This window comes from Aminobacter aganoensis (assembly GCF_014206975.1).
Taxonomy (GTDB): Bacteria; Pseudomonadota; Alphaproteobacteria; order Rhizobiales; family Rhizobiaceae; genus Aminobacter; species Aminobacter aganoensis.
Map to the genome: position 1 here is coordinate 1 of NZ_JACHOU010000029.1, position 26,905 is coordinate 26,905.

Here is a 26,905-nt window from a genome sequence, read left to right on the forward strand (position 1 = left end):
GAGCGCATCACCATCCTTCGCCGGGACATTGCCAAGATGATCTCGTTCGGCCTGGAAGAGGGCATTGCGGCCGACTGGCAGCGCTTGCACCTCGAGTATCGTGGGATTGTCGCGCAGATTCCGCGCACCGCGAGCAGGCTTGAGCTGGAGCCGGTAGCCGCAGAACTGGCCGCGCTTGCCCAGGAGGTGCGTAAGGCGTTGGAAAGCCATGTTAAATCAGAGAAAACAAGCGCCAATGAGTCTCATTTCGAGCGCCACATACAGAATTCAAATACACAACTCCCTGAACTTGAACCCGGCCTCGAAGAAGACCAGGGGGCGAGCGTGGCGCAAATGCCGGAAACCAGGAGCCAGCCGCCGACGGGATATCCGCTTGGCATGGTGTTGCGCGCCTGCCCTGACATTGCCGATTACGCACGAAACGGCATTTCGGGCTGGGCGGATCTGGTGGAGACGGCAAATCTGGTGCGCGGCGCACTCGGCGTGAGCCCGGATGCGTGGAACCAGGCTTGCGAGGCAATGGGGGCGGTGGATGCCGCGATCATGGTGGCGGCGATGCTGCAGAAGGGTGAGGCGATTGCCAGCCCCGGCGGCTACCTGCGCAGCCTGACCGCAAAGGCACGGGCTGGCGAGTTTTCCATCGGGCCGGTGCTGATGGCTTTGCTGCGCGGCAGGGGAGGGGGCCAGGCACGAACCGGGTGATGAGGGAGGTGTCTTGCCATCTTCTGCCATCTTGCTAATAGCGCACGCGCTATGCCGTGAAAGGAGGCCGGCCATGGCTGAACCACAACTTTCGATAAGGAGCGCTCGGGCTCGCGACTTGGCGCATAGGCTTGCCCGACGTGAAAACCGTACGATCGCCGAAGTCGTGGAACGCCCTCGAATCCTACGAAGTGCGCGAAGCAGGGCGTGAACCAGCGTTGGCCTTCTACACCCGACTGAGTGCGCAATCTGGCACCGACATTGACCTTGAGGCCACAATTCGTGCCCATCGGCATCCGCATCAGGGCGTCGATCTGTAATTTTTGTCGATACGTACGTCGTCTCAGAGACTCTGAAGAAGTCGCCGAATGAGCCGTGATCGCATGGTTGATCCGGCACGATGCCGAACTGGCGCTACCAACCGTGACGATAGCCGAAATTGCCTTTGGCATTCAGAAGATCAGGCCAGACCAGCGCGCCGATCGTCTGGAACAAGGACTGTCAGATTGGCGACGACGCTTAGCCGACCGAATCTTCGGGCTAACAGAGGAGGCGGCGCTGGCCTATGGGGAAATCATGGGTGCTGCGTCACGCCAAGGCCGCCCCATGTCAGGGCCTGATGGAATGATCGCGGCGATCGCGCAGGTTAACGGTGGCCAACTGGCCACGCGAAATCAGAGCGATTTTGGCGCAACGGGCCTCGTCTTGATCTCCCCTTGGGAATTCTGACCTGCGTTGAACGAAGCAGGATAAACTGTTTTAGAGCCCGCTTGCCTTGGTCAGGTTGACGCGGAACCGGTCGCGGCGACGCTGATATTTGCGGGTCATTTCGGCGCTGGCATGGCCGAGCTGCTTCTGGATATAGCGTTCCTCGACCTCTGCCGACGAGGCCAGCCCGGCCCGCAGCGAATGGCCGGCGAAAAGCGTGGCACGCTCACCTTCGGCCAGATCGCCGCGCACGCCGGCGGCGAGCGCCGTACGCCTGACGAGACGGGCAACTTCCTGATCGTTGAGCCGTTCGGCGCCGACGTGCTTGCCCTGTCCGGTAACGCGGCGGAACAGCGGGCCATGGGCGATGCGGGCAAGATTCAGCCAGGTTTGCAGCGCGACCACGGGGCAGGTGATGTCGGACGAGCCACGGCCGATCTCGACCTCGCGCCAACCGGTTTTTCCCCTCAGGGTCACCAACAGGCCCTTTTCGGGGAAGATCTCGATCCAGCCTCGGCCATCCGATGTCTGGTCACGACCGCAATCGAGACCGACGATCTCGGAGCGGCGCAGGGCGCCGGTGAAACCGATGAGCAGCATGGCGCGGTCGCGCAGGCCCCGCAACGTGCCACGATCCAGCGTTTCGAGCATGGCCATCAGATCCTCCGGCAGGATCGCCTCTTTCTGCCGGGGCGGGCGGGCATGGCTGTTTCTGATACCGGCCATGACAGTGGCGACGGCGCGATGCTTTCTCTCGAGAGAAAGGCCGCGTTGGGCATAGTTCCAGCCCAGCGACGAAAGCCGCCGTTCGATGGTCGACACGGACTTCTTGTCGCCGCCTGAAGCGGAGCCGGAGGCCAAGGCGGTAATGTAGAGCCCGACGATCTGTGGGTCCGGCGGCATGAGCGAAAAACCCTGGCGCCGGGCCCAGTCGGAAAAATGCTTCCAGTCAGCGGCATAGGCCCTACGGGTGTTGGCGGAACTCGCCGCCTCGACATAACCGCGCGCTCGCTCGGTGAGATCGCCGAGATGTGCAGGCATCTGGCCGGCGAACTTAGTTTCGGCGGGCGGCAGGGCGGGGGAGGGTTCGTCGGACAGGGGGGCGCGGACATCATCACTCTGCCGCCCCATCGCCATCACGACATCGACGATGTCGGGCAGATCTTCTGCCGGCGAGCCGCTGTCAGGGCGATCGTGGTCTAAATCGCCGTTCTCGGACGTGCGCTCTCGTCGAGCGGAGTGGTGCCCAGTACGGTTTTTGCGGTTCTGCTCGACGTGAGAGGCCATTTCGGCAATGGATCACAATATGAGCGATAATTCAACATTATCGTTCTTTATTGCCGGATGACAGGCTGTGCGTTTGTATCGCAAATATGTGGTAAAAACCGCACGACCGATTTAGACTCTTCGCCATGACTCGCCCCATGCCGTCCGTCGAATTTGCTTCTTCGTTGCCGACCGTGCCCGGCTGGGCGCGTGCTCCGCAATCAGTGGCCGATCCCGCCGAGGCAGCATTCTGTGCCGGCGCGGCACTCCAAGCGCTCGACCAGTTGGTGCGAAGCGAACCGGTCTGGGCTGGTGCCTGGCGCCAGCGGCTCGCCCTGAAATGTGCTGCCAATGCCTGCCGGCAAGCCGGACGCAGCGAGGACGAGGCGGCGCTGCGCGACGCCTGGTTGCTGCGCAAGGGTAACGACGATCCCGGTCCGGCCGGCAATCTTTTTGCAGCCTGGCGCCTACTGGCGGTGCACGCCCCGGTGATCGATGGGCCACGCCTTTCAGCGGTGGTCGAAAAACTGGGCCTGCGCTGGGACGACGGCCTTGCCGGATTGCCCGAAGCGGTTGACGAATTGGTTCGAAACGGACCGGCGGCACCCTTTGCCGTAGCGGCGGTGATGGGACGCGTAACGCAGGCAGCGCCATCGGCAGAACGGCTCGCCTGGTGGTTGGGCGACTTGACGCTTGCCGCCAAGCTGCGATGGCCCCGGCCGGTGCCGCTTTTGATGTCCCAGTTCTTTTCTCCCGCACTTCGTTCGGCCGAAGGCCGTGGCCAGAGGATAGGGCCTCTTGACGATCGGTTTGGCCGCGCCCTTTGCCTGGCACTCGGGCAGGCGGTAGTGGAGGCCTGCCGGCAGGCGGCTGACATGTCCCGCCGCGCCGACCGGCTGCAGTCGGTCGTGCCGAAGTTGCGCGCCAAGGGAGCGGGTGAGGTGGTCCGCAAGCTGTTCGATGACGACGCCGTGCCGGGTACACTGGTGACCGCCAACCTGTCGCGCTTTGCCGCACGGCGGCTGTTCGAGCGGCTCGAGACGTTCGAAGCGGTACGGGAGCTCTCCGGCCGCTCGAGCTTTCGGCTCTACGGGCTGTGACGATGACCGATGCCGGCAGACCAAAACGGAACAGCGGACAGCAGACGCGGCCGGGCGGCCGTTTGGTCGACATCGAGTTGGATCACCTGCCGCCCGAACTGCGCTGGCGCGAGTGGATGGGGCGGGTCGAGGCGGTGATCTTTGCGGCAAGCGCGCCTGTGCCACGAGACATCCTGGCGCGGGTTGTCGGCAAGGGCTGCAACCTGGATCTCATCATCGACGACATTCGGGCCGAACTCGCCGGGCGCCCCTACGAACTGGTGGCGGTCGCCGGCGGCTGGCAGCACCGGACGAAAAGGGCCTTTGCCGATGCCATTCGCGCGGCATCCGTCGTGGACGGCGATGTCCGCCCGCTGTCGCAATCGGAGGCGCTGACGCTGATGTGCATCGCCTATTTCCAGCCGATCACGCGCAGCGAATTGTCGGCTTTTTTCGGCAAGGAGGTGAGCCGCGACCTGATTGCCACCCTGCGTGCCCAGGACTTCATCGCATCGGGTCCGCGCGCGCCGCAGCCCGGAGCGCCCTACACCTATGTGACGACCAAAACCTTCCTGTCGGAGTTCGGCTTCGAGACGCTGCAGGACCTGCCCGACTTCGCGGCGCTGGAAGACGCCGGGCTGCTGTCGAAGGAAAGGCTGTTGGCGGGGGATTTGCCGGTTGGCTTGGTGAGCAGAGAAGATGACGACGAAGATGACGCTTCAGGCGCAACGGTTGTTCAGGTCAGATAGGCGAGCTGGTGCGGCGATGCATTTGGCAGCCTTGTGGCAGGATTAGAGTTTGATCGGGCACGCCTTCGCGACCGCCGAGCAGTATCAATATTGGTCTGTGCCGCCGCCCAGTTGAGCGGCATGCGTTCGCAACTTCAACCACCGCTTGACCTGACATCAGCACGGCGCGGTGCTGTGAGAGCCGGCTGTTCCCGCTCTGGCGCCGTGATCAGGCCGTCGCCTGGTTCGCGGCGGCGAGTGTTTCCTGGCGCAGGCGGTGGACTTCGGCCGCCGCTGCCTCAGCCTGGCCGTCGCCGGCGTGGCCGCCGACCTGGACTGTGGGTGTGGCGAATTGGATGCCGTTCGCTTTGAAGTCGAGCTTGATACGGTTCATGATCTCGCGGCGGATCATGAACTGCTCGCCCGGCTTGGTGGTAAAGCCGACGCGCACGACGATGGCGTATTCGCCGAAATCCGAGACGCCCTTCATCTTGAGAGGTTCGAGCAGGATGTCCTTGTATTCCGGCTTTTCGGCAACTTCAGCGCCGATGCGCTTGATGACCTTGCGCAGTTTTTCGAGGTCGGTGTCATAGGTGACCGACAGGTTGAACTTGATGACCGACCAGTCGCGGCTCATGTTCTGCACGGCGCCGAGTTCGCCGAAGGGAACGGTGGTGAGCGGGCCGCGATGGTGGCGCAACTTGACCGAGCGCAGCGAAAAACTCTCGACCACACCCTTGTACTTGCCGGTTTCGATATATTCTCCGATGCGGAAGGCGTCGTCCCAGAGATAGAAAATCCCCGAGATCAGGTCCTTGACGATGGTCTGGGCGCCGAAGCCGATGGCGACACCCGCGACGCCGGCGCCGGCGATCAGCGGACCGATATCGACGCCGAGGCTGGTCAGCACCATCATGACGGCGACGGCTGCAAGGGTGACGGCAAGGATATTGCGCAGGATCGGCAGCAGCGTGCGGATGCGGGCATTGCGGCCGCGCTCCTCGTCGGTGAGGCGGCGGTCGAGCGGACCGTCGGCCATCCGTACGGAAATCTCGGCCTTCAGGAACTGCCAGGCGATATCGGCGACCAGCAGAACGGCGATGGCCTGGGTGATGGCGTGGGCGACGCGGCTAACCAGCGTTTCGCCGGCACCCATCATTCCGGCGGCATCCACGCCCGCGGCGGCTGCGACCAGCCACGCGCACAGGATGATGACAGCGCCCCGCGCGCCGCGTTCGCCGATGACAAAATGCATACTGGTGGGGCGCTGCGTCTCGCTGCCACCGTGCAGGCGGGCGACGACCGCCGTTGTCAGCCGCAGGAGCGAAGGCAACACGAGCGCAACCAGGCCTGCCCAGAACAAGAGGTGGAGCCCCGCCATCCAGACGACCAGCAGCAGGATCATCGTGGCCGTCGCCAGCCAGGACCAGATCTTGCGGGTCGTCTCGCCGTGGCCGGACCGATGGGGGCGCGACCAGACCGCCTCGACGGCAATGGCAAAGAGGCCGAAATCGAAGGCGAACATGACGAGCAGCGTCGAGCCCTGCGAAAAGCCGAACACCCGCATCAGTTCCAGCACGACCCAGCCGACGACGAAGAAGCGAAGGGCACGCTGGAGCCGCGAGAACCAGTAGCGGGCCCGCTCCGGAGTGATGCGCGGCGCGGGCGCAAGGTCACCGGCAAGCACCGCATCGGCGGCTGGTTCGGGCGGTGATCCGGTGTCCACCGCCGGCACGGCCTCCATCGAGACGGCTTGTACCGGAGAGGCTGCCGCATCCAAGCCTTGCGGCAGGGCGACCGTTTCGGCCGGCGTCATTTCGGCGTAAGGGCCGGTCTGTTCCGGTACGGGCAGCGCCTCCGCGGCGGGTGGCAGGCGGTCGACCGGCTGTTCGAGCAACCAGACGATGTAGGTGCCGACGAGGCCGCCGAAGCGGGTGACGAGGGCGGCGATCGCCAGGATCAGCGCCGTCCGCTGCAGCAGCGGCGGCCAGGCGACGATGGCGAGCGGCAGCAGGGCGCCGAGGGCAAAGCTGATCGCCTGGCCTGCGGCATGGAGGCCCGTCGGCACCAAGCCCACTGGATCGGCATGCTGCCCCGCTCCCGTGCGGCGCCAATGCCGGCCGGAAAGGTGGTTGAACAACCGTTCGAAGCCGATGGCGAGCACGGGCACGAGGAGCAGGAGGGCAAAGAGGCGCAGTAGCCCACGCTCGGTGACTTCGGCCCGAAGCCGCATCAGGGCGGTACGGGCGCCGCTGCCAAGCTCCATGCTGCCCTGCATCGCGGTCTCGATCCGGCGCTGGACGACATCGAGCCTTTCGGCGACGTAACCCGTCTGCATCATCGGTCCGACGCCGGCGGCCGGCGTCTCCGCAACCTTGGCCTCGCCTTTTCCGGCAGTGTCCAGCCAAGCGGCGACGCCGGGGTCGGCGAGCAGGCGACAGATCTCGCGCAGCTTGTCCTGCGGCGACGTCCCGGCATCCTGGGCCAATGCCGAATGGGCAAAACCGGAAAGCAGGAGGACGATCGCCAGGAGGCGTGCCTTGCCTCGCAAGAGGTCGCGGATTGCGATAGCCATGTGCTTTCGGATCCCGATCGCGTTTCGCCTTCGTCGCCCTGCGGGTGGCGCCTTCGGAACTGGCTAGCCAACCCATCGGGTGACCTGCGAATATTAGTGCATGCCGAGCCTGTCGGCCATCGCCCGATTTGCACTCGGTTTGTTGCGACCAGTGCGAATTTTTATCTGGCGCAGGACGAACTGGATCACCCCTGCCGCCTGACCTCCGCGGGAAAGGAGGGTAAGCTGCGACTTGATCCCAACGAGGTCAGCGAATAGGGCGGTTGCCGCGACCGTCTTGAGTATTTCGTCGCGGTTAGTTCCAAAGGCGGCGGATGCCAGCCTGCACACAGTTGGAAAACCATCTTTCCGGGCCACACGCCGGCGCCTAAAACTGTGCCGTCAGTCGCGGCCAGACAGTCTCTGGCAGTAGCCGCAGTCCAGCCAAGCGCGCTGCGGGCAAAAGCGCACCTGCCCCATTCCGTTGCGTCATAAAACGTGTCACAGGAATCATGGTACTTCAAGCTTAAAATATCATGGGCCGGCAGGCTTTTTCGATCGGAGAGTGGCGCACGACAATTTCAAGCATAAGGAAATGGTGAATATCCACCGAGGGCGTGCAATCGAATGTCGCCAATGACAGGAATCCGCCCGCAACCGACGGCATAGTCTATCTGTCGGAAGCTCCACGGAGCCAGCCCATTGCGTCGTCGAACGACGACTCCGGGGTCGCCCTATCGAGCTTTAAATCCTTCTCGACATGGGTCAGATGCCTCAGCATTTCTTGCGCGGCGGCGGCTCCGTCACCTGCCGCAATGGCATCAACGATGCGCAAGTGTTCGTCGCGGGGACAGGCGTCGTCGTGCTCGGCATATAACAAGACTGCGAGGCAGGTCAGCGTCTGCAACTGGGTCATTAGTCTGCGCAGAACCTGATTTCCTGAGAGTTCAGCAAGTAAAAGATGAAATTCCCCCGTCAAGCGGACAAGAGTGCCGCGCTGACCCGCGAGCCGAGCTTCATTCTCCTCCGCGATGTGCTTCCTCAATTCGACTAACCCGAACTTGTGTGGTGCCGAGGCCAAAACCCGCACGATCTCCGGTTCGACTAACCGTCGCACGAAAAGGATATCGCGCGCCTCCTTCCGGCTAGGTGAGGCGACGGTAGTACCCTTGTTTGGGGACTTCACCAAAATCCCGTCCTGCGCCAGCCTCGCAACGGCTTGGCGTACAACAGTCCTGCTGACATCGAATGTAGCGGCAAGTTGCTCTTCCGTAATAGATTCGCCTGCTGGGAGTCGCTGTTCAAAGATCGCCTGCAGTATCCGCCGCCGGATTTCTGCTTCCGTCCTACCGCGCGACTTTTCAAGCAGAGGGAGCTTGCCATCTCCTACGCTGCCTGTGTCCGCCGGCTCAAAATCTGCGCCTATGGGCTTCGCTTCATTCATCGTCATTCTCTAAAGGCGGGTTTTCGGCTCCGCCAATATTCCTTTGGTGCCAGCGGCTTGCCTTGTTCGGCGTTCGTTGTTTGTAACGGCTTTAAGTTTGGGCTTTCATTTTTGCCTTGACAAGAGGCTGTGAGCTCCTCAGTTTTATTGTGCACAATGTAGAGCACAGTGCAAATAGCTGCAAGGCGAGGAGGAATGCGGCAGTTGGGGCTTCGCCGGTGCCGCGCTAATCCGCATCGCATGGAAGCAGACATGGCTCAGGATGGCTTGGGCTTGCTGCATCAGAATGGGAAGTCGCTACGCTTCGTGGTGCGTGGCAAACAATTGGGAGGAACCAATGGGCAAGACAAGTTTCTTGGAGAGTGGAGCCTTGGGCGCTATTTTCCGGTCATCAGCAAATCTTCTTTCTGGCACCATCATTGCTTTAGCTGCGGCAGCCTCAGTGCCGGCTTTCGCGCAGGACGCTTCGACTACGCTGATTGTTGCGGGTCCCCGGACCCCGGAATCGCTTGATCAGGAATATCCTCCGACCGAGGCCGGCCACGAAGCCCGCCGCAATATCTACGAACGCCTTCTCGCCTATGCATCGAAAACCGGGGACGATGGCATAGTCTATGAAGATTTCAGCAAAATCGTCGGTGCTCTCGCAGAAAGCTGGGACGTGTCGGACGACAAGACGTCGATTACCTTCCACCTGCGCAAAGACGCCGTCAGCACCGCCGGCAATCCACTCACAGCCGACGACGTGATGTGGTCGTTCGAACGCGGTTGGCAGCTGAAGGCGAACTTCCGTTGGTACATGACGCAGGTTCTCAAGATCGAATCTTTCGAACAGGCCTTCGCTAAGGTCGACGAGCATACGGTCAAGGTCACAATCCCCAATTCGTCGCCGCTAATTGACCGTCTCTGGGTCAACAATGACCTGGGCATTCTCGATGCGACCGAGATGAAGAAGCATATTACCAACGAGGATCCGTGGGCTTCGACCTGGCTTGCGACCCATTCTGCTTCCTTTGGCCCGTACGGTGTGACCAAGTACACGCCGGGCCAGGAAGTCGTATATGAGGCCAACGCCAAGTACTATCGCGGCGAGCCCCGCCTCAAGAAGGTAATTTTCCGGGAGATGCCTACGTCGGCGAACCGCGTTGCGGCCTTGCAGGCGGGGTCTGTCGATGTCGCAGAATATCTGCTGCCTCGTGAGCTCTCGCTGGTCGAAAAAATGCCGAGCGTAAAGGTTTGGAAGGTCTTCGGGAACTACATCCATCGCGTGGAAATGAACAACGAAATGGAGCCCTTCTCGAATGTGAAGGTGCGTCAGGCGCTAAACTATCTGGTTCCTCGTGAGGGCATTCTGAAGGCGGTCTATTTCGATACTGCGCGCATGACAAAAAGCCCCATCTCCGAAATCTACCCCGGTTTCACCGACGAATATTTCCAGTATTCAACGGACCCAGTGAAAGCCAAGGCGCTGCTCACTGAGGCCGGCTATCCGGACGGCTTCAAAACCGAGCTCGGCTATCGCACCGGCGATCAGATCGAGGAAGAAATCGCGGTCATTCTGAAGAGTGCCCTGGCTAAGGCTGGCATCGAAGTCACCCTGTCGAAATTGCCGGCCTCGACCTTGGTGGAGCGCTATAGCAACGGCAAGATCCCCATGTACTTCTTTCGCGATATGGCGATCGTTCCCGATGCCGCCTATGTCGCCAATCTGTGGCTCAACAGTGCCTCGCTCATTAACTATCCCCGCTTCAAGACCGAGGAAGTCGACAAGCTGATCGACTCCAGTCTCACCAGCATCGACGAGCCGAAGCGCCTCGAGGATATGCGTCGAGTGCAGCAAATTACAGTTGAATCTGCGCCTTGGATATTCCTGATGAATCCTGGCTACCAGCTCGCGACACGGAGCAACGTGAAGGGCTACTCTTGGTACACACCTAACGCGAACAGCTGGTTTGATTTCTACAAGGACTAGCGTCGCCGCGCGGAGGTTCGCCTCCGCGCACACGACCAATCGCAGCGAGCGTGAGAAAAATGACTCTCATCCAGTACTGGCGCGTGCTTCCGCGCCCCCTCAGAATCATCGCGGGTCGTCTAGTTATGATCGTGCCACAGATGTTTGGCGTGATGCTCGTCACCTTCTTGCTTGTCCGGCTGCTTCCAGGAGATCCTGCGCTCTTGATGCTCGGCAACATGGCGACCGAAGAACAGATCATCTCGTTGCGTGAAAAGCTGGGCCTCAACCTCAGTCTCTACGATCAGTTCATACAATATGCAGGCAACGTCCTGCATGGTGATCTCGGCGTCTCGCCCTTCACTTCGAACCCGGTAGCCGTGGATCTTCTGGAGCGGGCGCCAGCCACGTTGGAACTCATTACCTACGCCATGCTTCTCACGATCCTGATCGGCGTGACGCTCGCGGTGATTTCGGTGGTCCGCCCTCGAGGCCCCATTGACTACGGCAGTCGCGTTTACGGACTTGCGGCAGGTGCCATACCCGACTTCTGGGTCGGCTTATTGCTAATCTACTTCTTCTTTTATGTACTCGGCTGGGCGCCCGCTCCTTTCGGGCGGGTCGACGCCATGGTCACACCACCGCCCACGGTGACCGGCTTTTACACGATCGACAGTTTGCTGGCGGGAGATTTTGCCGCGTTCTTCTCGGCATTGGGTCGATTGCTGCTTCCGGTACTGACGCTCGCCATCGTCAATGCGGGAGCGCTCATGAAAATGACGAAGACCGTTTTCGCGGACGCCTATCGCAGCGAATTCATCCGACATCAACGCGCCTGTGGCCTCTCGGAGCGCACCATAGTCCGTAGCGCCTTGCGCAACAGCTTGCCCCCGATCATCACCCTTGTCGGCTTCTTGTTCGGCTTCTTGCTCGGCGCCGCTGTTCTCGTAGAGACGATCTTCTCCTGGGGTGGCCTCGGCCAATACGCCGTGCAGGCGGTGATCAACAGCGATTACCCCGCACTGCAGGGGTTTGTTCTTGTGGCCGCTGCCTTCATCCTCGTCGTCTATCTGATCGTGGATATTCTCTACGAACTCGCTGATCCAAGGATCAAAGTGTGATGAAAAAAAACGGTATTGTGTTGCGGTTCCTGCAAAGGCCGAGCGCCGTGATCGGACTGACGATCCTTGCTCTCCAGGTTATCGCCGTGATCTTCGCCCCTTGGATTGTCCCCTATTCGCCGATCGAGGCAAACCCGCTCGTCTCGCTTGAGGCGCCTTCGGTTGCACATTGGCTTGGCACGGACGTGTCGGGCATGGATATTTTTTCGCGCATTGTCTACGCGACGCGGATAAACCTGTTGATCTCGATTACGGCGGTCATCGTCGCGTTCGTTATCGGCGTACCGCTCGGATTGCTGATTGGTTACTACCGTGGCCTGCTCAGCGCCACGGTGATGCGCCTGTTCGATTTCATCCAGTCCTTCCCGGTCTTCGTGCTGGGAATGGCCCTCGTTTCGGTCATGGGCCAGGAAATCTGGAACGTGGCCATCGTCCTGGCGGTCCTGTTCATACCAATGTTCGCCCGGCTTATCCGGGCTGAGGTGCTTTCGCTGCGCGAACGCCCCTTCATCAGTGCCGCCCGATGCAGCGGCGCGACCGATTTATCGATCATGTTCCGCCATATACTGCCCAACGCCATGACGCCGGCGATCGTCCAGATCTCTATTTCCATAGGCATGGCCATTCTGCTGACAGCGGGGCTTTCCTTCGTCGGCGCTGGCGTGCGCATGCCGACTCCCGAATGGGGACTGATGGTGAGCATCGGCGCGCAGCAGATGATCCTTGGCGTGTGGTGGGTTGCCCTGTTTCCCGGACTTGCAATCGTCCTTGCCGTGCTGTGTTTCGCCCTACTTGGTGATGCCGCCCGCGAGGTCGCCGACCCAACAGCACGGAGGCGCTGATATGTCCAAAACCATGTCTGCCAATCAAGAAACCCCGTTGCTCGTCGTCCAGAATCTCAGTGTCCAGTTCGACGGAGCGGACAGGCCTGCACTAGATAACGTGTCATTCGGTCTCCGCCGTAATGAGGTTCTCGGTATCGTGGGCGAAACCGGGTCGGGCAAGTCCGTCCTGGCGCGTGCACTAATGAACCTTTTGTCCGAGAACGGCCGCATCACCGCTGGAGACGTTTTGCTAGACAACCAGTCGATCCTCGGCATGGATGACGCTGAATTGCGCCGTCTTCGCGGCGGCCGGCTTGCACTCATCGGCACCAACGCCAAAGCGCTGCTCGATCCGGTTGAGACCGTCGGGTCGCAGATTGTGCGCGTTCTGCGCGCCCACCGCGGTGGCTCGAAGCGGACGGCGTGGCGCGAAGCCGTCGATATGCTCGGCAAAGTGGGCATCGTCAATCCGGAGCGTCGTGCCCGCGCCTACCCGCACGAACTTTCCGGGGGCATGGCGCAGCGCGTCGTCATCGCTATGGCAATGATCACGTCTCCCCAGGTCGTACTCGCCGACGACGCAACACTCGGGCTTGATGCTACCATCCAAGTTCAGGTCCTCGACCTGCTCGTCAACCGCTGCCGCGAGCTAGGGCTTGGCGCAATCGTCATCACGCACGATCTCGGCATAGTCGCCCATTTCTGCGACAAGGTGGCTATCATGCGCGAGGGCCGTATCGTCGAGATCGGACCCGTGGGCAAGTTTCTCTCAGGCCCGACGCAAGTCTATAGCAGCGAACTCCTCGACGCAGCCAAAGTACGCCCAACGCCCATCGTCAGCAAAACCCCGGAGCAAACGACTGGCGTTAAGAGCGCCACTTTGCTTGATGTGGCTAATTTGGTGAAGCACTTCCCCATCCCCGGAACCAACGAGGTTGTGCGGGCGGTTGACGACGTATCGTTCTCTCTGGCGCGCGGCGAGACTCTTGCCCTCGTGGGTGAGTCAGGGTCGGGGAAGACTACTATCGGCCAGTGTCTTGTACGTCTGCTGACTACGACATCAGGCCGTGTCACCTTCGACGGCGACGATCTGATCGGCATGAGCGAGCGTGAGTTTCGGCAGCATCGCCGGCGCATCCAGATGGTCTTTCAAGAGCCTTATGTCGCGCTCAATCCGCGCTGGCCTGTCGCAAGCCTTATCGGCGAACCGCTGGCGCTGCTGTCTGCAACGGAGTCGGTCGACAAGGCCAAACGGGTTCGAGAATTACTCGATGCGGTTCAACTGCCTGCGCGGTTGGTGGATGCCTATCCGCACGAACTGACTGCTGGCGAGCAAAAACGCGTTGGTATTGCCCGTGCCTTGGCGACGCGCCCTGATTTCGTGGTCTTCGACGAGCCGACCACGGCGCTCGACATCCGGGTACGGGCTCAAATCATCGACCTTGTACGTGAGCTTCAGACGGAGATGGGGCTCTCTGCGCTCTTTATCACACACGACCTGAATTCGGTGCGCTCGCTGGCCCATTTCGTTTCGGTAATGCGTCATGGCAAAATTCTGGAATATGGCCCAACAGAGACGATCTTTGCGTCTCCGCAAGAGGAATACACCAAGACGCTGCTGAAAGCCGAACTGCCGATCGAACAGAGCCAGGCACAGCGCGAGCGGGGCGAGAAGAGGCTGACAGGAGCAATGCGGTGAGAGGTGCAGAGAAGACAGTCCTTGTTACCGGCGGAGCAGGGTTGCTTGGCAACGCCGTGCGCACTCTTCTGGAAGAAAGGGGCACAGAGGTGATTGCCGTCGACAGGATCGACGTCACCGGCGACGGCAGGCCGCTTACGGTCTGCGACATCACCGATATACACCGCCTTCACGCTGTCGTGGTGGGCCGCGATATTGGCGGCATCGTGCATTGCGGTGGTTTTTCTGGGCCGATGGTCGAACGTGCAAATCCAAATGGCATGGTACAGGTCAACGTCGTTGGTACGGCGAACGTTCTTGAGCTGGCGCGTATCCATTCCGTCCAGCGTTTTGTCTTTTGCTCTTCGACCAGCGCATTCGGCAACACGGAATCCGAAAACGGGCAAACGCCAGAGCCCGTGCCTGAAGACGTGGCGCTGTGGCCCTCGAGCGTGTACGGGGCAAGCAAGGTCGCAGGCGAGCAATTGGTCTCGACCTACGCACAGCAATACGGGCTAGACGGAGTGAGCCTACGGATCTCCTGGGTTTACGGACCACGCCGGACGACCGATTGTGCCATCCGAACGATGATCGAAGATGCCCTTGCCAGCCGGCCCACGCATCTGCCCTTCGGTCGGAACTTTCCGCGACAATATATTCACGTCGATGATGCCGCGCGGGCATTGGTCTCGGCACTCGACAAACCCAGCCTGCCGCGCCGTACCTATACGGTTACCGGGGGCACCTTTCTCACGCTCGGCGAGATCGGCGATATGGTCGCCCGGGTTCTGCCGAACGCGGAGATCAACCTCGGCCCGGGCTCGGACCCGGTCGACGATGTTCAGGGGCGGTTCGATATTTCTGCCGTCGAGCGAGATCTTGGCTTTGCGCCGGCCATCGGCCTTGAAGATGGCATCCGCAGCTATGCGGCGTGGCTTTCGGCGCACGCAAGTGGACATCTTGAAAGGACAAGTAATTGAAGGACCCGTTCAGGCTTGATGGAAAGACCGCAGTGGTCACCGGTGGCAGTCGTGGGATTGGCGGCGCTATTGTGGAGCTCTTTGCTGCACGCGGCGCCAAGGTCGTTTTCTGTCACTATGGTGACGTCAAGGGCTCTGCGGCACTCTTGGAAAAGACCCATTTGTTGGGGTTGCCTGTCGATGGAATCGAATGTGACGTTGCCGACGAAAATTCGGTGAAGCGTTTAACGAACTTTGCTTCGGAACGACTTGGTCACGTCGACATTGTCGTCAATAGCGCTGGCATCGGCGGCGACTGTATGTTCGTGGATCTCGATGTTGCCTCCTTCGACCGAATGCTCGCCGTACATCTGCGGGGAACCTTCCTCGTCACGCATTCCTTTTTCGGCGGCATGCTCGAACGACGCTGGGGACGTGTTATCAATGTCGCCTCTCAACTGGCTTACAAGGGCGCTCCTGGTCTTGCACACTATTGCGCGGCCAAGGCTGGGGTTGTGGGCTTCACGCGGGCACTGTCTTACGAAGGCGCGCCGCATGGAGTGCTGGTGAATGCCATTGCTCCAGGACCGATCGAGACCGAACTTCTCATGAGTCTGAGCGACGAATGGCGCGCGATGAAGATGGCCCAATTGCCGATCCGGCGGTTCGGTCTCGTCGACGAAATCGCCCCGACGGCGCTCCTATTGGCGTCTGACGCGGGGTCCAACTACGTCGGCCAGACGCTGTCCCCCAATGGCGGGGACGTAATGATCTGACGCCGCCGTATCCGGCGAGGCGGAAGTTACCACATTTCAGAAAGAGCAATTATGCACGAATTTGACCTGGTCGTCAGGGGTGGAACGGTTGTAACCGCGGCTGACACCGTACGGGCGGAAGTCGGCATCAGCGCTGGTCGCATAGTGTCCGTTGGACAAAAGCTGGGAAGCGCAGCCAAAGAGATCGATGCATCCGGCCTGCTCGTCATGCCTGGCGGCATAGACAGCCATGTACACCTTGCCCAACCTTCCTCTGGAGGCACGAAGATGGCCGACGGTTTCGAAAGTGGAACCCGTTCCGCCATTGCCGGCGGCAATACCACGGTATTGCCATTCGCCTTGCAGCCACGCGGCGCCAGCCTGCGGGCGAGCGTGATGGAATATCATCGGGAGGCCGACGGCAATGCGCTCGCCGACTACGGTTTTCATCTGATTGTCAGTGATCCCACCCCCAGCGTTCTCGGGCAAGAGCTGCCCTCGCTGGTCGATGACGGCTATAGCTCCTTTAAGGTTTTCATGACCTATGACGATCTCGTGCTCACTGATCGCCAACTGCTGGAGGTCTTTGAAAGCGCTCGCACTTGCGGTGCCTTGGTCATGGTTCACTGCGAAGGATACGACGCAATACGCTTCATGACTGAGCGACTAGAGCAGGCCGGCAAAACGGCACCCTACTATCACGGGGTCTCTCGGCCGCAATCGGTGGAGCGCGAAGCGACGCATCGCGCAATTAGCCATGCCGAACTAACTGACGTGCCAATCATGGTGGTTCACGTCTCCGGTCGCGAAGCGATGGAGCAGGTCCGCTGGGCGCAGCACAAAGGCCTTAGAATTCTCGCGGAGACGTGCCCGCAGTATGTCGCGCTGACGGCGAACGACCTCAAGGGTCTCAATATGGATGACAGCGGGGGCAAGTATGTGTGCTCCCCACCACCGCGCGACGAGGATAGCTGGAAGGCGATCTGGGAAGGCATCCGGACGGGGGTGTTCCAGACTTTCTCGTCCGACCACTGTCCCTACTATTTCGATGGAAGCCAAGGGAAGAAAAATGACAAGGCGCGGACGTCATTCCGATGGGTTCCCAACGGCATCCCGGGCGTGGAGGTTCGTATGCCGATCCTTTACTCCAAGGGCGTCGTGGAAGGCCGCATTACCGTAAATGAGTTCGTCGCACTGACCTCGACCAATCACGCTAGAATCTACGGCCTCTACCCGCAGAAGGGCTCAATCGCTCCAGGCTTCGATGCTGACATCGTCCTGTGGGATCCCAATCGTAAGGAAACTATTCGCCAAGAGATTATGCATCACGGCTCCGACTATACGCCTTACGAAGGAATGACGGTAACCGGTTGGCCAGTCATGACCCTCCTGCGAGGCAAGGTGATGATGCAGGACGGCAAGATCATCGGCGAACCAGGCGACGGCTCCTTCCTGAAGCGGCGCAGGTCGCCATATGCAACCATTGGGACATAGCGCATGCGTTCAGGTTGGCATCCCTCACGGCGGCCAAATCAAAGCTGACGCCCGGATTGATCTCGGCGAAGCACCTTAGAGCCAGGCCGAATGGACGGGTCAAGCTTCATCGCCGTTTGCACGCCAAACTGTTCCGCGAAAGCATAAAGGTCGAGCGGTTCGTCGTGGCCTACGCCAATACTCGATTTGATGACAAATTTAAGAGGGAAATTAGTGAATTCTTATTGAGCGACAACTTAAGCGATCTGATAAATTTGTCCCAAAGAAGTGACTGTTCCTTTCGAGAGCTTTTCAATGGCGGGCGGCGCTCCTCCCTCTTCTCCCGGTTTTTCGGGGCATAAAAAAAGAACAATCATTGTTACTGCTGTGCTTTTCTCACTGGGCGTAGCAGCTGCATTAGGAGTCTTCGTCAGTAGCGCCATTTATTCCATTGTGCGTACTGCCGATGAACTCGATGAAAGCAGGGCAGCTGGTGCAGTGGAGTCCGCGCTAGAATCATTGCGGTCGCAGATGGCTGGTACTGTCAGGGACAACGCATTCTGGGACGAGGCTTATCGCCAACTGGCGTCGCCAACCCGAAATGCCTGGCTTATCGAGAACTGGGGCGTCCCATCTCTCGACTATCCACTCTATGATATGGCCTTGGTAATTGGACCCGACGACAAGTCCCTGTTGCACCACCGCTATGGAAAGCCAATGGACGGGCGGCCTAGCGAGTATTTCGACAGTTCCTTTGCTCGACTTGTGGAGCGGGCGCGCTCGCCTGATAGTTTGCAAGGAGACGTCCATGCGGCTTTCATCGGAACGGCGGATGGACTCGCTCTAATCGGAGCCGCACGTATCCGGCCCTTCCTTCAAGGCATTTCGCCGCCAGATCCTTATGTTCTGATATTCGGAAAGTATTTAGACTCCAAAGCTCTGAACGAGACAGCGCGAAAATTCAACCTCCGCGGTCTTCAGCTGACCAATGGCCGGGTGGAGGGCACGATCGCGGCGCCGTTAAAGGATGTCGAGGGGAATAGTGTAGGCTTCCTTAGCCTTCCCTCAGAACGACCTGGTACACTCAGCTACGAACGGGTTCGTCCGCTCCTTTTTGGAGCAGCTGCCGTGCTGCTCTTGCTGATCATCGGCATTGGCATGATTGGTTTGCTATCGGTGCGCTCACTCGCCAGGGAAGAGGCTCGCGCGAGACAAAATTCTCTCCACGACCATTTGACCGGCGTACTCAATCGACCGGGTCTTGCCGAATACGTCGAACATCTCGCGATACGCGATGGGCAACGTTCGGCGGGAATGGGTTTGTACCTGGTAGACATCGACGGGTTCAAAGCCATCAACGACCTCTGGGGGCAACAGGTTGGCGATAAGCTGCTGCGAGCTGTGGCCGCGCGTTTAACCAAAAATCTCCCACTTGGATCAGCGATATCTCGGCTCGACGGTGACGCGTTTGCAATTGTGGCGTGGACGAATGCCTCCGAAAACGCCGCCCATTGGCTATCGGCGGTCAGTGAGGTGTTCGCAGAACCATTCACGATCGGACGACACGAAATCGAGATCGGTGTCAGTATTGGCGTCGCCGAAGCCGTGCTTGCAGGAGCAAGTTTTCACCACTTGTTGCAACAGGCCGAAATGGCTCTGCATCAGGCCAAGCATGGGTCAGGTGACACAACCGTCGTATTTAGCCCGGATTTGGAAGCCCAGCTTTCCGAACAAGGGAAGTTAGAGCGACAGCTGATCGAGGCACTGGATAGGCGCGAACTCAAGGTAGCGTTCCAGCCCGTCGTCGACGCATGCAGCGGGGATATTTGCGGCGTAGAGGCCTTGGCGAGATGGAACAGTCAGGCTGGCCCAATCTCTCCGGAGGTATTCATACCCGTCGCAGAGAGGGCCGGTCTCATTGGGATGCTAGGATCCCAAATTCTGGAAGAAGCTATAGCACAAGGCTCACGCTGGTCGGAGTTGCAGATCGCTGTCAACGTTTCACCGCTGCAACTCCGTAATCGATACTTCGCTGGAGGCCTAAAGGCCACTCTCGATGAGTTTGCGTTTGAGCCGCACCGCTTGACAATCGAACTCACGGAGGGGGTTCTTATTTCGAACACCGATCAGGCAAAAAGATCTATCTCCGAGCTCAAGGCGCTCGGAATTAAGGTTGCTCTCGACGATTTTGGTTCCGGGTTTGCGAGTATCGGTTCTTTGCGTCAATTCAGCTTCGATCGTGTCAAATTGGACAAGTCTCTTGTCGCCAACATCGAGCACGATGCCCAGGCTGCAGAAGTGCTGGCCGCTACTATCAATCTGGTGAATGCTATCGGGATCCCTGTGACGGTCGAGGGAATTGAGAACCGGTACCAGGCGGAATTTGCCCGTCAAGCCGGTTGTCATCAATTGCAAGGCTATTGGTTTTCAAAGCCTCTCTCGAAGGAAGAATTGGCCAAACGGTTCTTGTCGCCGTGATGTTGTTCCAGTCTCATCTTCAACACGGGCACAAATTTCGTCCTGCAAGGCTATGGGGCAAAGCGGTGCAGAGGAGACATTCTTTGAGATCTCGTATTGCTGGCGGGCGCGTGGCAGCAGCCAGATTGCGACAAGCGCGGTAAACTTACCTATCCCTGAAATCGTATGCGCACATTCCGAATGTGAACCCGACGCCTGTTCCTTGCGTCTTCCGATCCTCATCAGCGCCTCGGGCTTCTGGCCGGAGGAATGAGAGCGTCGCGGCGCAGTCGAGATCGTCGGCAAAGTGGCCCAGCATTTCACCTGGGGAACCGAGATATGGCGGGACGGCCAGAGGCTCACAGTCACCAACACCCCCGGACGACGGCCAGCCGCTGGGGCGGCACCGCGCACGTGCAAGTGCAGTTCACGAATGCTTTGCTAGCTGCAATTACGTCTGCGGGCGGTTTCGATTGCGGACTGCTGAGCCTGCAACCGTTCGATCCTTGCCGTCTGCTTCTCTTTGATCAGTTCGACAGCTCCGGCACCGCCAGGCGCCCATGCCGGGACACGGAAGTTCGAAACTCGTCCTCGGCTGATGGCGGTCGCCGAAATGCTCTGAGACGTGCCGCCGATCTCGGTGTTGAGTTCGGTGCACGTCATGGCCGCGTACTTCGACGCATCGACAGGGCCGCTGCCAATTTGCGTCGCACAGCCTGACATCAGGGTGGCAAAGGCCAGAACGAGGCCGGGGGCTCTCTGCATCCGGGCAACTTAGCAATACTACGCTGCGATTGGAACCGGCCCATCCCACTCCCGCCATCCGGCGAAGGTCTACGTCTGCACGACGCCCCATCTGAGCTAGGCGCAGGATGAAGCGCTGGCCTGGGTCGAGGTCAGCAATGAGTCAGGAACGAATACCAATATCGTCAACTAGGACCTGCTTTCGCCCGACGTCAGCCAAAGGGCAAGGGCAGTCGACTGGCGGCGCGGCGCCGGCGTCGAGGTAGTCGCTCTAGCAGGCCGCCGACAAGACGGCTGGGGTGCTGGCCTCGAATGGCTGTCGGCCATCCTGTAGGTCCTCGCCGTGCTGCTGGTGCTGGTCGGTCTCGCATGCATCGCCTGGGGCTGGTGAAAGGCGAGGTAGACCCACGAGGAAGACGTGCCGGCATGAAGGCGTACCTGATTGGTGGCGTGGACCTGGTCATCGCCACCACCTTCTGGGGAGCCTTGCGGCGGCCTGGCCGCTCGACCGAACGGGCGTGAAATGGCGCGGCGAGCAACGCCGCTGAGTTGGCGCTGGCGGGGTGTTCGACTTCGAAGGCGGCAGCTGTAGCACTGAGGGGGCTGCGGGCGGTTGCCGGTACGTCGCTGATCGGGGTGCTCGGCGAGGACCAGGCCGGGATCGATGAGCCGTGGCGGGCTTCTGTGCTGCAAACTTGGCTCTTATGTCGGTCGTTCGACCTCAGAGCGACGCTCGCGACTGCACCTGATGTATTGCCTGAGCGACAGCCTCGTGAACTGCCTGCGTGATTGTGAGCCCGCGTTGGCGCGCGTACTCGGCTGCTCGCTTCTCATTAGATTGTCGGAGAATTGCATGCAGGCAATTGTCGGTGGCGAGTGTATAGTCTTGAGCAAATAGATGCAGAAATAACTCCAGTTTTCACCGTAAACCACAGGCTGAAAGTGGGTGGTGGTGCAGCGGCAATGCCTTGAGGGTGGTAGTATCCGGTCGTGCTAGTCGGGGGAGTACCAACAATGCCGCAGAAGCAGATACTCACACACCTGAAATGTGCATTGGACCTATCGCTCTTCGTGAAGGACCCGTTCCTCACCTATCTCATCGGGATGGCTCGCAGCGAGGCGCAACGCAACGTAAACCGGGTCAAGAAGGCGGACAGTACCAAGAAGCGGCAAGAGCGTGAGGCCTTGCCGGCATGAGCTTTGAGCCCTGCTGCCGAAAGGTGGCGGGGCTTTTTTGTTCAGCCGGTCTTGCCAGCGCTATGGCTTACCCAACCATATCCACGACCTGAAGGGCCGTAGTGCTTCAGCTCCAGGAGCCTGCCCCAGGCTTCAACGAAGCTGGGCCTTGTGACTGCGTCGATATCCCAAACAACCAGTTGAGGTCCGTCCACCTCCTCGAACCACTCTGATGTTCGCTTTAGCAAGGTTCCCTGCAGCGAGTTGAAGGTATAGTCGTCCATACCGACACCGTCGCCGACATTCGGTTGTCGAAACCACTGGCCATGACTTCCGCTGCAATGACTACGTCAGGAATACGCCATGCGATCCCGGGGTGGGATTCGGCGAGTTGGTACAGTTCGGCCAGACTGTCCAGAAACTCCTTCAATCGGGGATCGTCGACAGGGTATTTCATTCGCCCCCAGTTCATTTGCGCTATCGCCATCGACCTCGCTTCTCCGTTGCTCGGTCTCCTGAAGCTAACATCTTGATGTGAATGCGTTAGAATCGCGTGGTAAAAACCATCGCCACCATTGCGAACGATAGTAAAACGGCCCCACTTTCCGACCCAGTCTGATGTAGCTAAAGCCGGTACTCATGGCCAAGGCGCAAAGCCCGATGAAGAAATGGACGGTGGGAATCGCAGGCGGGTTGCTGTTAGCCTAGGCAGTTCTTGCGATCGGCTTTTCTGCGATGTGTGAAGACAGCAACTTAGCGCAGATCTGCCCGGGCAATCGCGTGGACTGCAGCTACATTTCATACTTCAATCCAGTCGAAATTCTCAGCTAGTGCCTGCGAACGCGTGGTGAGCCTGCGACGCGCAGATTATCGATAAACTGGGGCAAGATCGGTAGGTTCGTCGGTCATCTCCGACGCCTTTTCGCCCTTTGCGTGATGGGCTTGTCGGGCCGACACCAGTGTCAAGCGAGTCTGCGCTGATGGTGATAGGCCCGTCATAGCCGTGGATGCGGAACGTGATCCGGCCGTCGTCCCAGGTGTGGTCGACCGCGACTTCTATGGTGATCGTGTCGTGGATGTCGCGCGATTTCCGGCCATGCCGCCCCCAAAACCAATGCCCTCAGGCATGATGAGGCTACTTTTGCTCGGTTGTAATATGACCGTGGTCACGCCGTTTGCCGCCGCGGAATTGATCGGTATGCTGCGCGTCATGTGCAGTCGCGTCTTCGTCAAGTCGACCCTCGCCGAAATGCTGCGGGGCTTCAGCTTCGCCGATCCGGCCGGCGTCGCAGGGCTCGGCAATGCCTTCCCGCGCTACAATGGGGCGCCAACGCTGATCTATCCGATCATCGTGATGGACGAGGCCCAGACGGGTAGCGGGATGTTCGTCTCGGCCAAGTGGGGGCTAATCCCGTCCTGGCAGAAGGAAGAGAAGTCGGGCCGGCCGCCGCCGATCAATGCCCGCTCGGAGACCATCGCCAGCAATGGCATGTTCAAGCGTGCCTATGCCTCGAAGCGCTGCCTGGTGCCGATCGACGGCTATTTCGAATGGCGGGACATCCACGGGACCGGCAAGGAAAAGCAACCCTATGCCATCGCCATGAAGGACGGCTCGCCTTTTGCGCTCGCCGGGATCTTCGACATCTGGCGCAACCCGGCGACTGGCGAATTGGTTCGGACGTTCTGCCTCGTCACCTGTCCGCCGACCGAGCTGATGGCGACGATCCACGACCGGATGCCGGTCATCCTGGCATCCTCGGACTATGCCCGATGGATCGGGCCGGAGTTGGACCCCGGCGACCTGATGAAGCCGTTCCCGTCGGATCTGATGACGATGTGGAAGATTGGCCGCAAGGTCGGGTCGCCGAAGAATGACACGCCGGATATTCTCGATCCGATCGAGTAGTGACTTTGCGGACTTGGCGACTCTTAGAACAAAACCCCGGCCGGGAGCCGGGGTTTGCGTTTCGACTATCTTAGAACCTGTAATTCACCCCGAGGCGAACCGTATCGAATTTGGTTTCCGATCTAAAAAAGTCGTTTGCGCGTTCCGTCCACCCCAGATCGACGTGGAGATACTCGGCTTTGACGGACCAGTTTTGGTTTAGCGCATATTCAACGCCGGCACCGGCAGACCATCCAATATTCGTGTCGGAAACGTAGAAATCTGGGTCATCGACGATTTGCGACTTGACCCGGCCAATAGCGAGACCGCCAGTTCCGTAAACCAACAGATTGTCAAAAGCATAGCCTAGTCGAGCGCGGGCGGTAGCATACCAATCTACGTTGGTCGTACAAGCGTCGCCGCAGCCCCAACCGCCACCGTCCGGCTGCCCCAAATTGCCCGGGCCAAAGGCTCCTTCAACGCCGGAAATTGAGAGGTCGGCCTCGATGCCGGCGACCCAATTGCCTGCAAACTGCACGTTGTAACCGGCTGTAAGACCGCCGGCAAAGCCGTCCACGGCAAACCAGTTGGAAGTGGCGCCGTCGTCAAATCGTGTATCGCCCCAGCCGTAAGCAGCCTGAAGGCCAACATATCCCCCGGTCCAGATGAAACCGGCGGAAACAGGAGCAACTTCCACAGTATCGGCTGCAAATGCAGCGCTCGAGACAGCGCACAGTAAGGTCGTGGCCAATAGAATCGATTTCATGTCCCACCTCATTATTTGGTGGTTCTATAGCGCTCGCCAAATGCGTGTGCAAGCGGCGTACACTCTTTTCGGTTGTGAAAATATGCACCGTTGTAGCGCCGCAACACTTCAACCTAGGCGGTAAACTAGTGGCTGTTGACTTCGCAAGGCATTTGTTCCTTTCGTTCTTATGCCAATGCTCTCCGAATTCCCCGTGAGAAAGGTCATCATCACGAGCGACAAGTGCGGGATGCGAAAGCAGTACGACCGCGACGCGATAGTGGCCGGCGGGATCGCACACTGGCGCATCTGCTGGATGATATTGTTGCCCGCGCAGGCCGTATGCGGATCAAAACGCTCAGTGTCTATGACCGATCCGGCGCGAAATATGAGGAGTTGGTGCGCTTGCACGCACTCCCGCGGCGGTAGATCACCCGCTTCAAGGTCGCTTCACTTCGGTCGCCAGATGTGGCATAGCCTTCGGCCAGCAAAACGTTCTCAGCCAGCCGTCCTGAAAAAGACGGGGCCTAGGTCTGTCGTCTCGCCAGGCAGGGAAGAAGGCGAAGCAGCCTGCGGTGATCGGCCAGCCGAAATTCGCGGCCTCTCACTTCACCCAGCACCATCCCAGGATACACCCGCGGATCACTACCTTTTGGGAAACGGCGAACGGATTGCCTTCTGGCAGCGCCACCCGGATCAGCCTGGAGCGATCCCTTGGCCGCAGCATGTTCTGGAATTCGGCCGGCAGCGCATCGGCAATCTGGAGGACTCTTTCGACGGTGCCCTTGGTGCGCTGACGTCGACCTTCATCCCTGCCGTTATCGGGAACAGATATTCATCGGGCAGATACGCCAGGATGTATGATTGTCCGCCATTTATCTGGAGAAGTTCGTCACCCGGCGTACGAACTGGCCGGAAACGGGACGCATGGGCCGACCACGCCGGCGCATTCCAGCCTGTGGTTCAGATAACTTGTCGATGTCATAGCAGTTGGACCTCGAAAAGAGAACGAAACGCCATAGCGTACGCATCAAGGGCAGCGGATGTCGGAGATGTTCCGCGTTCGTGCGCGAATGTTCTCATAACCCTAGCTGTTAGATCGGGTTATGCGCCGGACTGGCTAAGTCCGTAACCTGTTTGCGCTATTCTTCCTGGATCTGCTCGTCGTTGCACAAGGAGGTTTCCTTGCCGGCTCGGGAACCAATATCTGCCGATTTTGTTTGAAGAGCGGGAGCGACCCGCACCAGCCCTTATCCCTGCGCTCCCCTTCCTGCCGTTTTTCGATTAGGCAGGTTTGAGTTGGGGCCCGACGCCCGTCCGGGCCCCATTTTTTGCCCCCTAATCTTCGATCAGCGTGGCGCCAAATCGTGCCCATAGCTGCGCACAGGCTTGGGCAGGCAAGCTTCCTGTGCGGCCATAGAGCACGGCAGCAGCCTGAACGTCGAATTCCTGCATCGGTGCAAGTGCGACAAATCTGACGGCAGCCCCAAGCGGAAGTTCTTGAATGGGGGCATCTGCTTTAACCTCAAGGTCATAGACGCCCATGATGCGGCTCATCGTCGCCCGCTCACGATATGCTGCTTGCATTTCGTCTTCAGTCATCTGTAGCTCCGCCTCGTCAACCTGGTCCGACCTTGCGCACCCAGCCCTTTTCGAGCTTGAACACGCCGTTTCATGCCGCCTTGCCGTTCCAGATTCGTCAGCAATTCATCCCATCTGCCGAGATAGACCACAATCGTCGCAGGGTATCGGCGTATTCGCTTCCGGGTTTTCAGGAATTCTTAAGCGAATTGTCCCGGAATAGGGGCATTCGAGCTTTGCATCAAGATACTGGCTGGCGGCCATGATCGCCCCTAACTACGCGAACGACTTAGCCGCAGCTTCTCACGGGACGGGCCATGCAGGTGGATCAGGGCACGCGCCTGGCCATCGGACAAGCCATACTCTTCAGCCAACGTGTAGGTCGTGTAGGTTGCTTCAGCTGCGATCCGGCGGAAGATATCGAGTTGGGCGTCTTCGTCTGTGTTACGGGTCATGGAGATTTCTCCCAAAACTTTCAACGCTCGACCTGCACTTACGATCCGCAGGGTGCCTCGCAAAAAAAACGCTCAGCGGATGTATTGCTCGCCATCCGCCTTGTGCTGGTGGCAGAACCAGTGGGGCTCCGCGGTCTTGCCGAGGGCGAAGCCCCAGCCACCGTCCTTCTTGCAGCCGGGGTGCTCGCAGCCATGTTCGTAGAGGCCTGCCGGCGTCAGCCTAGGGACGGATGTTTGTTCGTCGCTCATGCCCGTAAGTTAGCGCGATGTGAATTGACACCGCAAGGAGTTTGTTCCTATTTCGTTCTCATGTCTGCGCCGAACCGAACGACACCCTTTTCGCTGTCCAAGCTGAACGATGCCCGCGAGCTCGTCCTGGTCAGCTGCGCCTATTGCAAGCGCGAACATGCCTATTATCCGACCGACCTCATGCAACTGTTCGGCGACGTCGACGTCGATTCCCTGGCCGCTCAGATGACCTGCGAGAGTGTCCGTGGCGGACATGGGTTTCTCCGGGTCCAGCGCATTTTCTCCGGTTCAAGGGAGATGGTTGGCAAGAAGATTCGTAGGCTTGTGTCGATCAAGTTCAGGCGCATTCCAGTCTGGCGGGAGGAGTAGCG

General features: G+C 59.6%; 20 protein-coding genes and 3 pseudogenes. 16 read left to right on the forward strand and 7 right to left on the reverse strand.

Annotated elements, in window-relative coordinates; all coding sequences use genetic code 11:
- From repC to GGR00_RS26980, 3 genes and pseudogenes are all read left to right on the forward strand, one after another.
- Positions 1-702 (forward strand): plasmid replication protein RepC (gene repC, locus GGR00_RS26975; RefSeq protein WP_246441695.1); only part of this gene is annotated, 702 nt, incomplete at its 5' end.
- A gap of 73 nt (positions 703-775) precedes the next feature.
- A pseudogene (locus GGR00_RS28420) lies at positions 776-1,022 on the forward strand (plasmid stabilization protein).
- Positions 1,022-1,431 (forward strand): annotated as a pseudogene (locus GGR00_RS26980) (PIN domain-containing protein). The pseudogenes GGR00_RS28420 and GGR00_RS26980 overlap by 1 nt, the downstream one beginning before the upstream one ends.
- 30 nt (positions 1,432-1,461) lie before the next feature.
- Here GGR00_RS26980 and GGR00_RS26985 read toward each other — a convergent pair.
- The gene (locus GGR00_RS26985) at positions 1,462-2,697 is read right to left on the reverse strand and encodes a site-specific integrase (RefSeq protein WP_184702508.1); all 1,236 of its coding nucleotides are present in this window, start codon (positions 2,695-2,697) and stop codon (positions 1,462-1,464) included.
- Positions 2,698-2,900: 203 nt separating this feature from the next.
- Here GGR00_RS26985 and GGR00_RS26990 point away from each other — a divergent pair, with 203 nt between their 5' ends.
- Together GGR00_RS26990 and scpB are read left to right on the forward strand one after the other, a co-directional pair.
- Positions 2,901-3,776: a DUF1403 family protein gene (locus GGR00_RS26990; RefSeq protein WP_377864078.1), complete on the forward strand. Its 876-nt coding sequence runs from the start codon at positions 2,901-2,903 to the stop codon at positions 3,774-3,776.
- 2 nt (positions 3,777-3,778) lie between these two features.
- Entirely contained in the window at positions 3,779-4,504 is a 726-nt protein-coding gene (gene scpB / locus GGR00_RS26995; protein ID WP_184702512.1) for an SMC-Scp complex subunit ScpB, read from the forward strand.
- A 208-nt stretch (positions 4,505-4,712) separates the two neighbouring features.
- Here scpB and GGR00_RS27000 read toward each other — a convergent pair whose 3' ends face one another.
- Together GGR00_RS27000 and GGR00_RS27005 are read right to left on the reverse strand one after the other, a co-directional pair.
- A complete protein-coding gene (locus tag GGR00_RS27000) occupies positions 4,713-7,058 on the reverse strand; it encodes a mechanosensitive ion channel family protein (protein WP_184702515.1) in 2,346 nt (781 codons plus the stop codon).
- A 649-nt stretch (positions 7,059-7,707) separates the two neighbouring features.
- Entirely contained in the window at positions 7,708-8,481 is a 774-nt protein-coding gene (locus GGR00_RS27005; protein WP_082496467.1) for a GntR family transcriptional regulator, read from the reverse strand.
- 337 nt (positions 8,482-8,818) lie between these two features.
- On the opposite strand from GGR00_RS27005, the gene GGR00_RS27010 reads away from it, so the two are divergent.
- From GGR00_RS27010 to GGR00_RS27045, 8 genes are all read left to right on the forward strand, one after another.
- Complete coding sequence (locus tag GGR00_RS27010) at positions 8,819-10,453, forward strand: ABC transporter substrate-binding protein (RefSeq protein WP_082496454.1); 1,635 nt, start codon at positions 8,819-8,821, stop codon at positions 10,451-10,453.
- A 59-nt stretch (positions 10,454-10,512) separates the two neighbouring features.
- Positions 10,513-11,553 (forward strand): ABC transporter permease, encoded by a 1,041-nt coding sequence (locus GGR00_RS27015; RefSeq protein WP_055972600.1) that lies wholly within the window; start codon positions 10,513-10,515, stop codon positions 11,551-11,553.
- Positions 11,553-12,395: an ABC transporter permease gene (locus GGR00_RS27020; RefSeq protein WP_055972720.1), complete on the forward strand. Its 843-nt coding sequence runs from the start codon at positions 11,553-11,555 to the stop codon at positions 12,393-12,395. Before GGR00_RS27015 ends, GGR00_RS27020 begins: the two co-directional genes overlap by 1 nt.
- Before the next feature lies 1 nt (position 12,396).
- A complete protein-coding gene (locus tag GGR00_RS27025) occupies positions 12,397-14,076 on the forward strand; it encodes an ATP-binding cassette domain-containing protein (RefSeq protein WP_246441697.1) in 1,680 nt (559 codons plus the stop codon).
- Positions 14,073-15,035 (forward strand): NAD-dependent epimerase/dehydratase family protein, encoded by a 963-nt coding sequence (locus tag GGR00_RS27030; protein ID WP_055972603.1) that lies wholly within the window; start codon positions 14,073-14,075, stop codon positions 15,033-15,035. The genes GGR00_RS27025 and GGR00_RS27030 overlap by 4 nt, the downstream gene beginning before the upstream one ends.
- Positions 15,032-15,790 (forward strand): SDR family NAD(P)-dependent oxidoreductase, encoded by a 759-nt coding sequence (locus GGR00_RS27035; RefSeq protein ID WP_055972607.1) that lies wholly within the window; start codon positions 15,032-15,034, stop codon positions 15,788-15,790. The genes GGR00_RS27030 and GGR00_RS27035 overlap by 4 nt, the downstream gene beginning before the upstream one ends.
- Before the next feature lie 51 nt (positions 15,791-15,841).
- The gene (gene hydA, locus GGR00_RS27040; protein WP_055972610.1) at positions 15,842-17,263 is read left to right on the forward strand and encodes a dihydropyrimidinase; all 1,422 of its coding nucleotides are present in this window, start codon (positions 15,842-15,844) and stop codon (positions 17,261-17,263) included.
- 294 nt (positions 17,264-17,557) lie between these two features.
- Entirely contained in the window at positions 17,558-19,720 is a 2,163-nt protein-coding gene (locus GGR00_RS27045; RefSeq protein WP_184702517.1) for a putative bifunctional diguanylate cyclase/phosphodiesterase, read from the forward strand.
- Positions 19,721-20,140: 420 nt separating this feature from the next.
- Here the strand turns inward: GGR00_RS27045 and GGR00_RS27050 are convergent, their stop codons facing one another.
- Positions 20,141-20,464, reverse strand: coding sequence for a hypothetical protein (locus GGR00_RS27050; protein ID WP_184702519.1), 324 nt, complete (start codon positions 20,462-20,464; stop codon positions 20,141-20,143).
- A gap of 993 nt (positions 20,465-21,457) precedes the next feature.
- Here GGR00_RS27050 and GGR00_RS27055 point away from each other — a divergent pair.
- On the forward strand, positions 21,458-21,640 hold the full coding sequence (locus GGR00_RS27055; RefSeq protein WP_184702521.1) for a hypothetical protein: 183 nt from the start codon (positions 21,458-21,460) through the stop codon (positions 21,638-21,640).
- Positions 21,641-21,681: 41 nt separating this feature from the next.
- Here GGR00_RS27055 and GGR00_RS28735 read toward each other — a convergent pair.
- Positions 21,682-22,106: pseudogene (locus GGR00_RS28735) on the reverse strand (DUF3291 domain-containing protein).
- A 723-nt stretch (positions 22,107-22,829) separates the two neighbouring features.
- Here GGR00_RS28735 and GGR00_RS27070 point away from each other — a divergent pair.
- Entirely contained in the window at positions 22,830-23,525 is a 696-nt protein-coding gene (locus tag GGR00_RS27070) for an SOS response-associated peptidase (protein WP_184702549.1), read from the forward strand.
- A 70-nt stretch (positions 23,526-23,595) separates the two neighbouring features.
- Here the strand turns inward: GGR00_RS27070 and GGR00_RS27075 are convergent, their stop codons facing one another.
- Together GGR00_RS27075 and GGR00_RS27080 are read right to left on the reverse strand one after the other, a co-directional pair.
- The gene (locus GGR00_RS27075) at positions 23,596-24,270 is read right to left on the reverse strand and encodes an outer membrane protein (RefSeq protein ID WP_184702528.1); all 675 of its coding nucleotides are present in this window, start codon (positions 24,268-24,270) and stop codon (positions 23,596-23,598) included.
- 1,317 nt (positions 24,271-25,587) lie between these two features.
- On the reverse strand, positions 25,588-25,851 hold the full coding sequence (locus tag GGR00_RS27080; RefSeq protein ID WP_184702530.1) for a hypothetical protein: 264 nt from the start codon (positions 25,849-25,851) through the stop codon (positions 25,588-25,590).
- A gap of 296 nt (positions 25,852-26,147) precedes the next feature.
- Between GGR00_RS27080 and GGR00_RS28640 the strand changes: the two genes are divergently transcribed.
- The gene (locus tag GGR00_RS28640) at positions 26,148-26,903 is read left to right on the forward strand and encodes a hypothetical protein (protein WP_184702532.1); all 756 of its coding nucleotides are present in this window, start codon (positions 26,148-26,150) and stop codon (positions 26,901-26,903) included.
- Positions 26,904-26,905: the final 2 nt, after the last annotated feature.

Bases quoted from the DNA above. Each gene is read 5' to 3' on its own strand.
- GGR00_RS27000 (WP_184702515.1), bottom strand. From the start codon at position 7,058: ATGGCTATCGCAATCCGCGACCTCTTGCGAGGCAAGGCACGCCTCCTG.
- GGR00_RS27005 (WP_082496467.1), bottom strand. From the start codon at position 8,481: ATGAATGAAGCGAAGCCCATAGGCGCAGATTTTGAGCCGGCGGACACA.
- GGR00_RS27070 (WP_184702549.1), top strand. From the start codon at position 22,830: ATGTGCAGTCGCGTCTTCGTCAAGTCGACCCTCGCCGAAATGCTGCGG.
- GGR00_RS27010 (WP_082496454.1), top strand. From the start codon at position 8,819: ATGGGCAAGACAAGTTTCTTGGAGAGTGGAGCCTTGGGCGCTATTTTC.
- GGR00_RS28640 (WP_184702532.1), top strand. From the start codon at position 26,148: ATGCAGGTGGATCAGGGCACGCGCCTGGCCATCGGACAAGCCATACTC.
- GGR00_RS27050 (WP_184702519.1), bottom strand. From the start codon at position 20,464: ATGCAGAGAGCCCCCGGCCTCGTTCTGGCCTTTGCCACCCTGATGTCA.
- hydA (WP_055972610.1), top strand. From the start codon at position 15,842: ATGCACGAATTTGACCTGGTCGTCAGGGGTGGAACGGTTGTAACCGCG.
- GGR00_RS27015 (WP_055972600.1), top strand. From the start codon at position 10,513: ATGACTCTCATCCAGTACTGGCGCGTGCTTCCGCGCCCCCTCAGAATC.
- GGR00_RS27020 (WP_055972720.1), top strand. From the start codon at position 11,553: ATGAAAAAAAACGGTATTGTGTTGCGGTTCCTGCAAAGGCCGAGCGCC.
- GGR00_RS27025 (WP_246441697.1), top strand. From the start codon at position 12,397: ATGTCCAAAACCATGTCTGCCAATCAAGAAACCCCGTTGCTCGTCGTC.
- GGR00_RS27080 (WP_184702530.1), bottom strand. From the start codon at position 25,851: ATGACTGAAGACGAAATGCAAGCAGCATATCGTGAGCGGGCGACGATG.
- GGR00_RS26985 (WP_184702508.1), bottom strand. From the start codon at position 2,697: ATGGCCTCTCACGTCGAGCAGAACCGCAAAAACCGTACTGGGCACCAC.
- GGR00_RS27045 (WP_184702517.1), top strand. From the start codon at position 17,558: ATGGCGGGCGGCGCTCCTCCCTCTTCTCCCGGTTTTTCGGGGCATAAA.
- GGR00_RS27055 (WP_184702521.1), top strand. From the start codon at position 21,458: ATGCCGCAGAAGCAGATACTCACACACCTGAAATGTGCATTGGACCTA.
- GGR00_RS27075 (WP_184702528.1), bottom strand. From the start codon at position 24,270: ATGAAATCGATTCTATTGGCCACGACCTTACTGTGCGCTGTCTCGAGC.
- scpB (WP_184702512.1), top strand. From the start codon at position 3,779: ATGACCGATGCCGGCAGACCAAAACGGAACAGCGGACAGCAGACGCGG.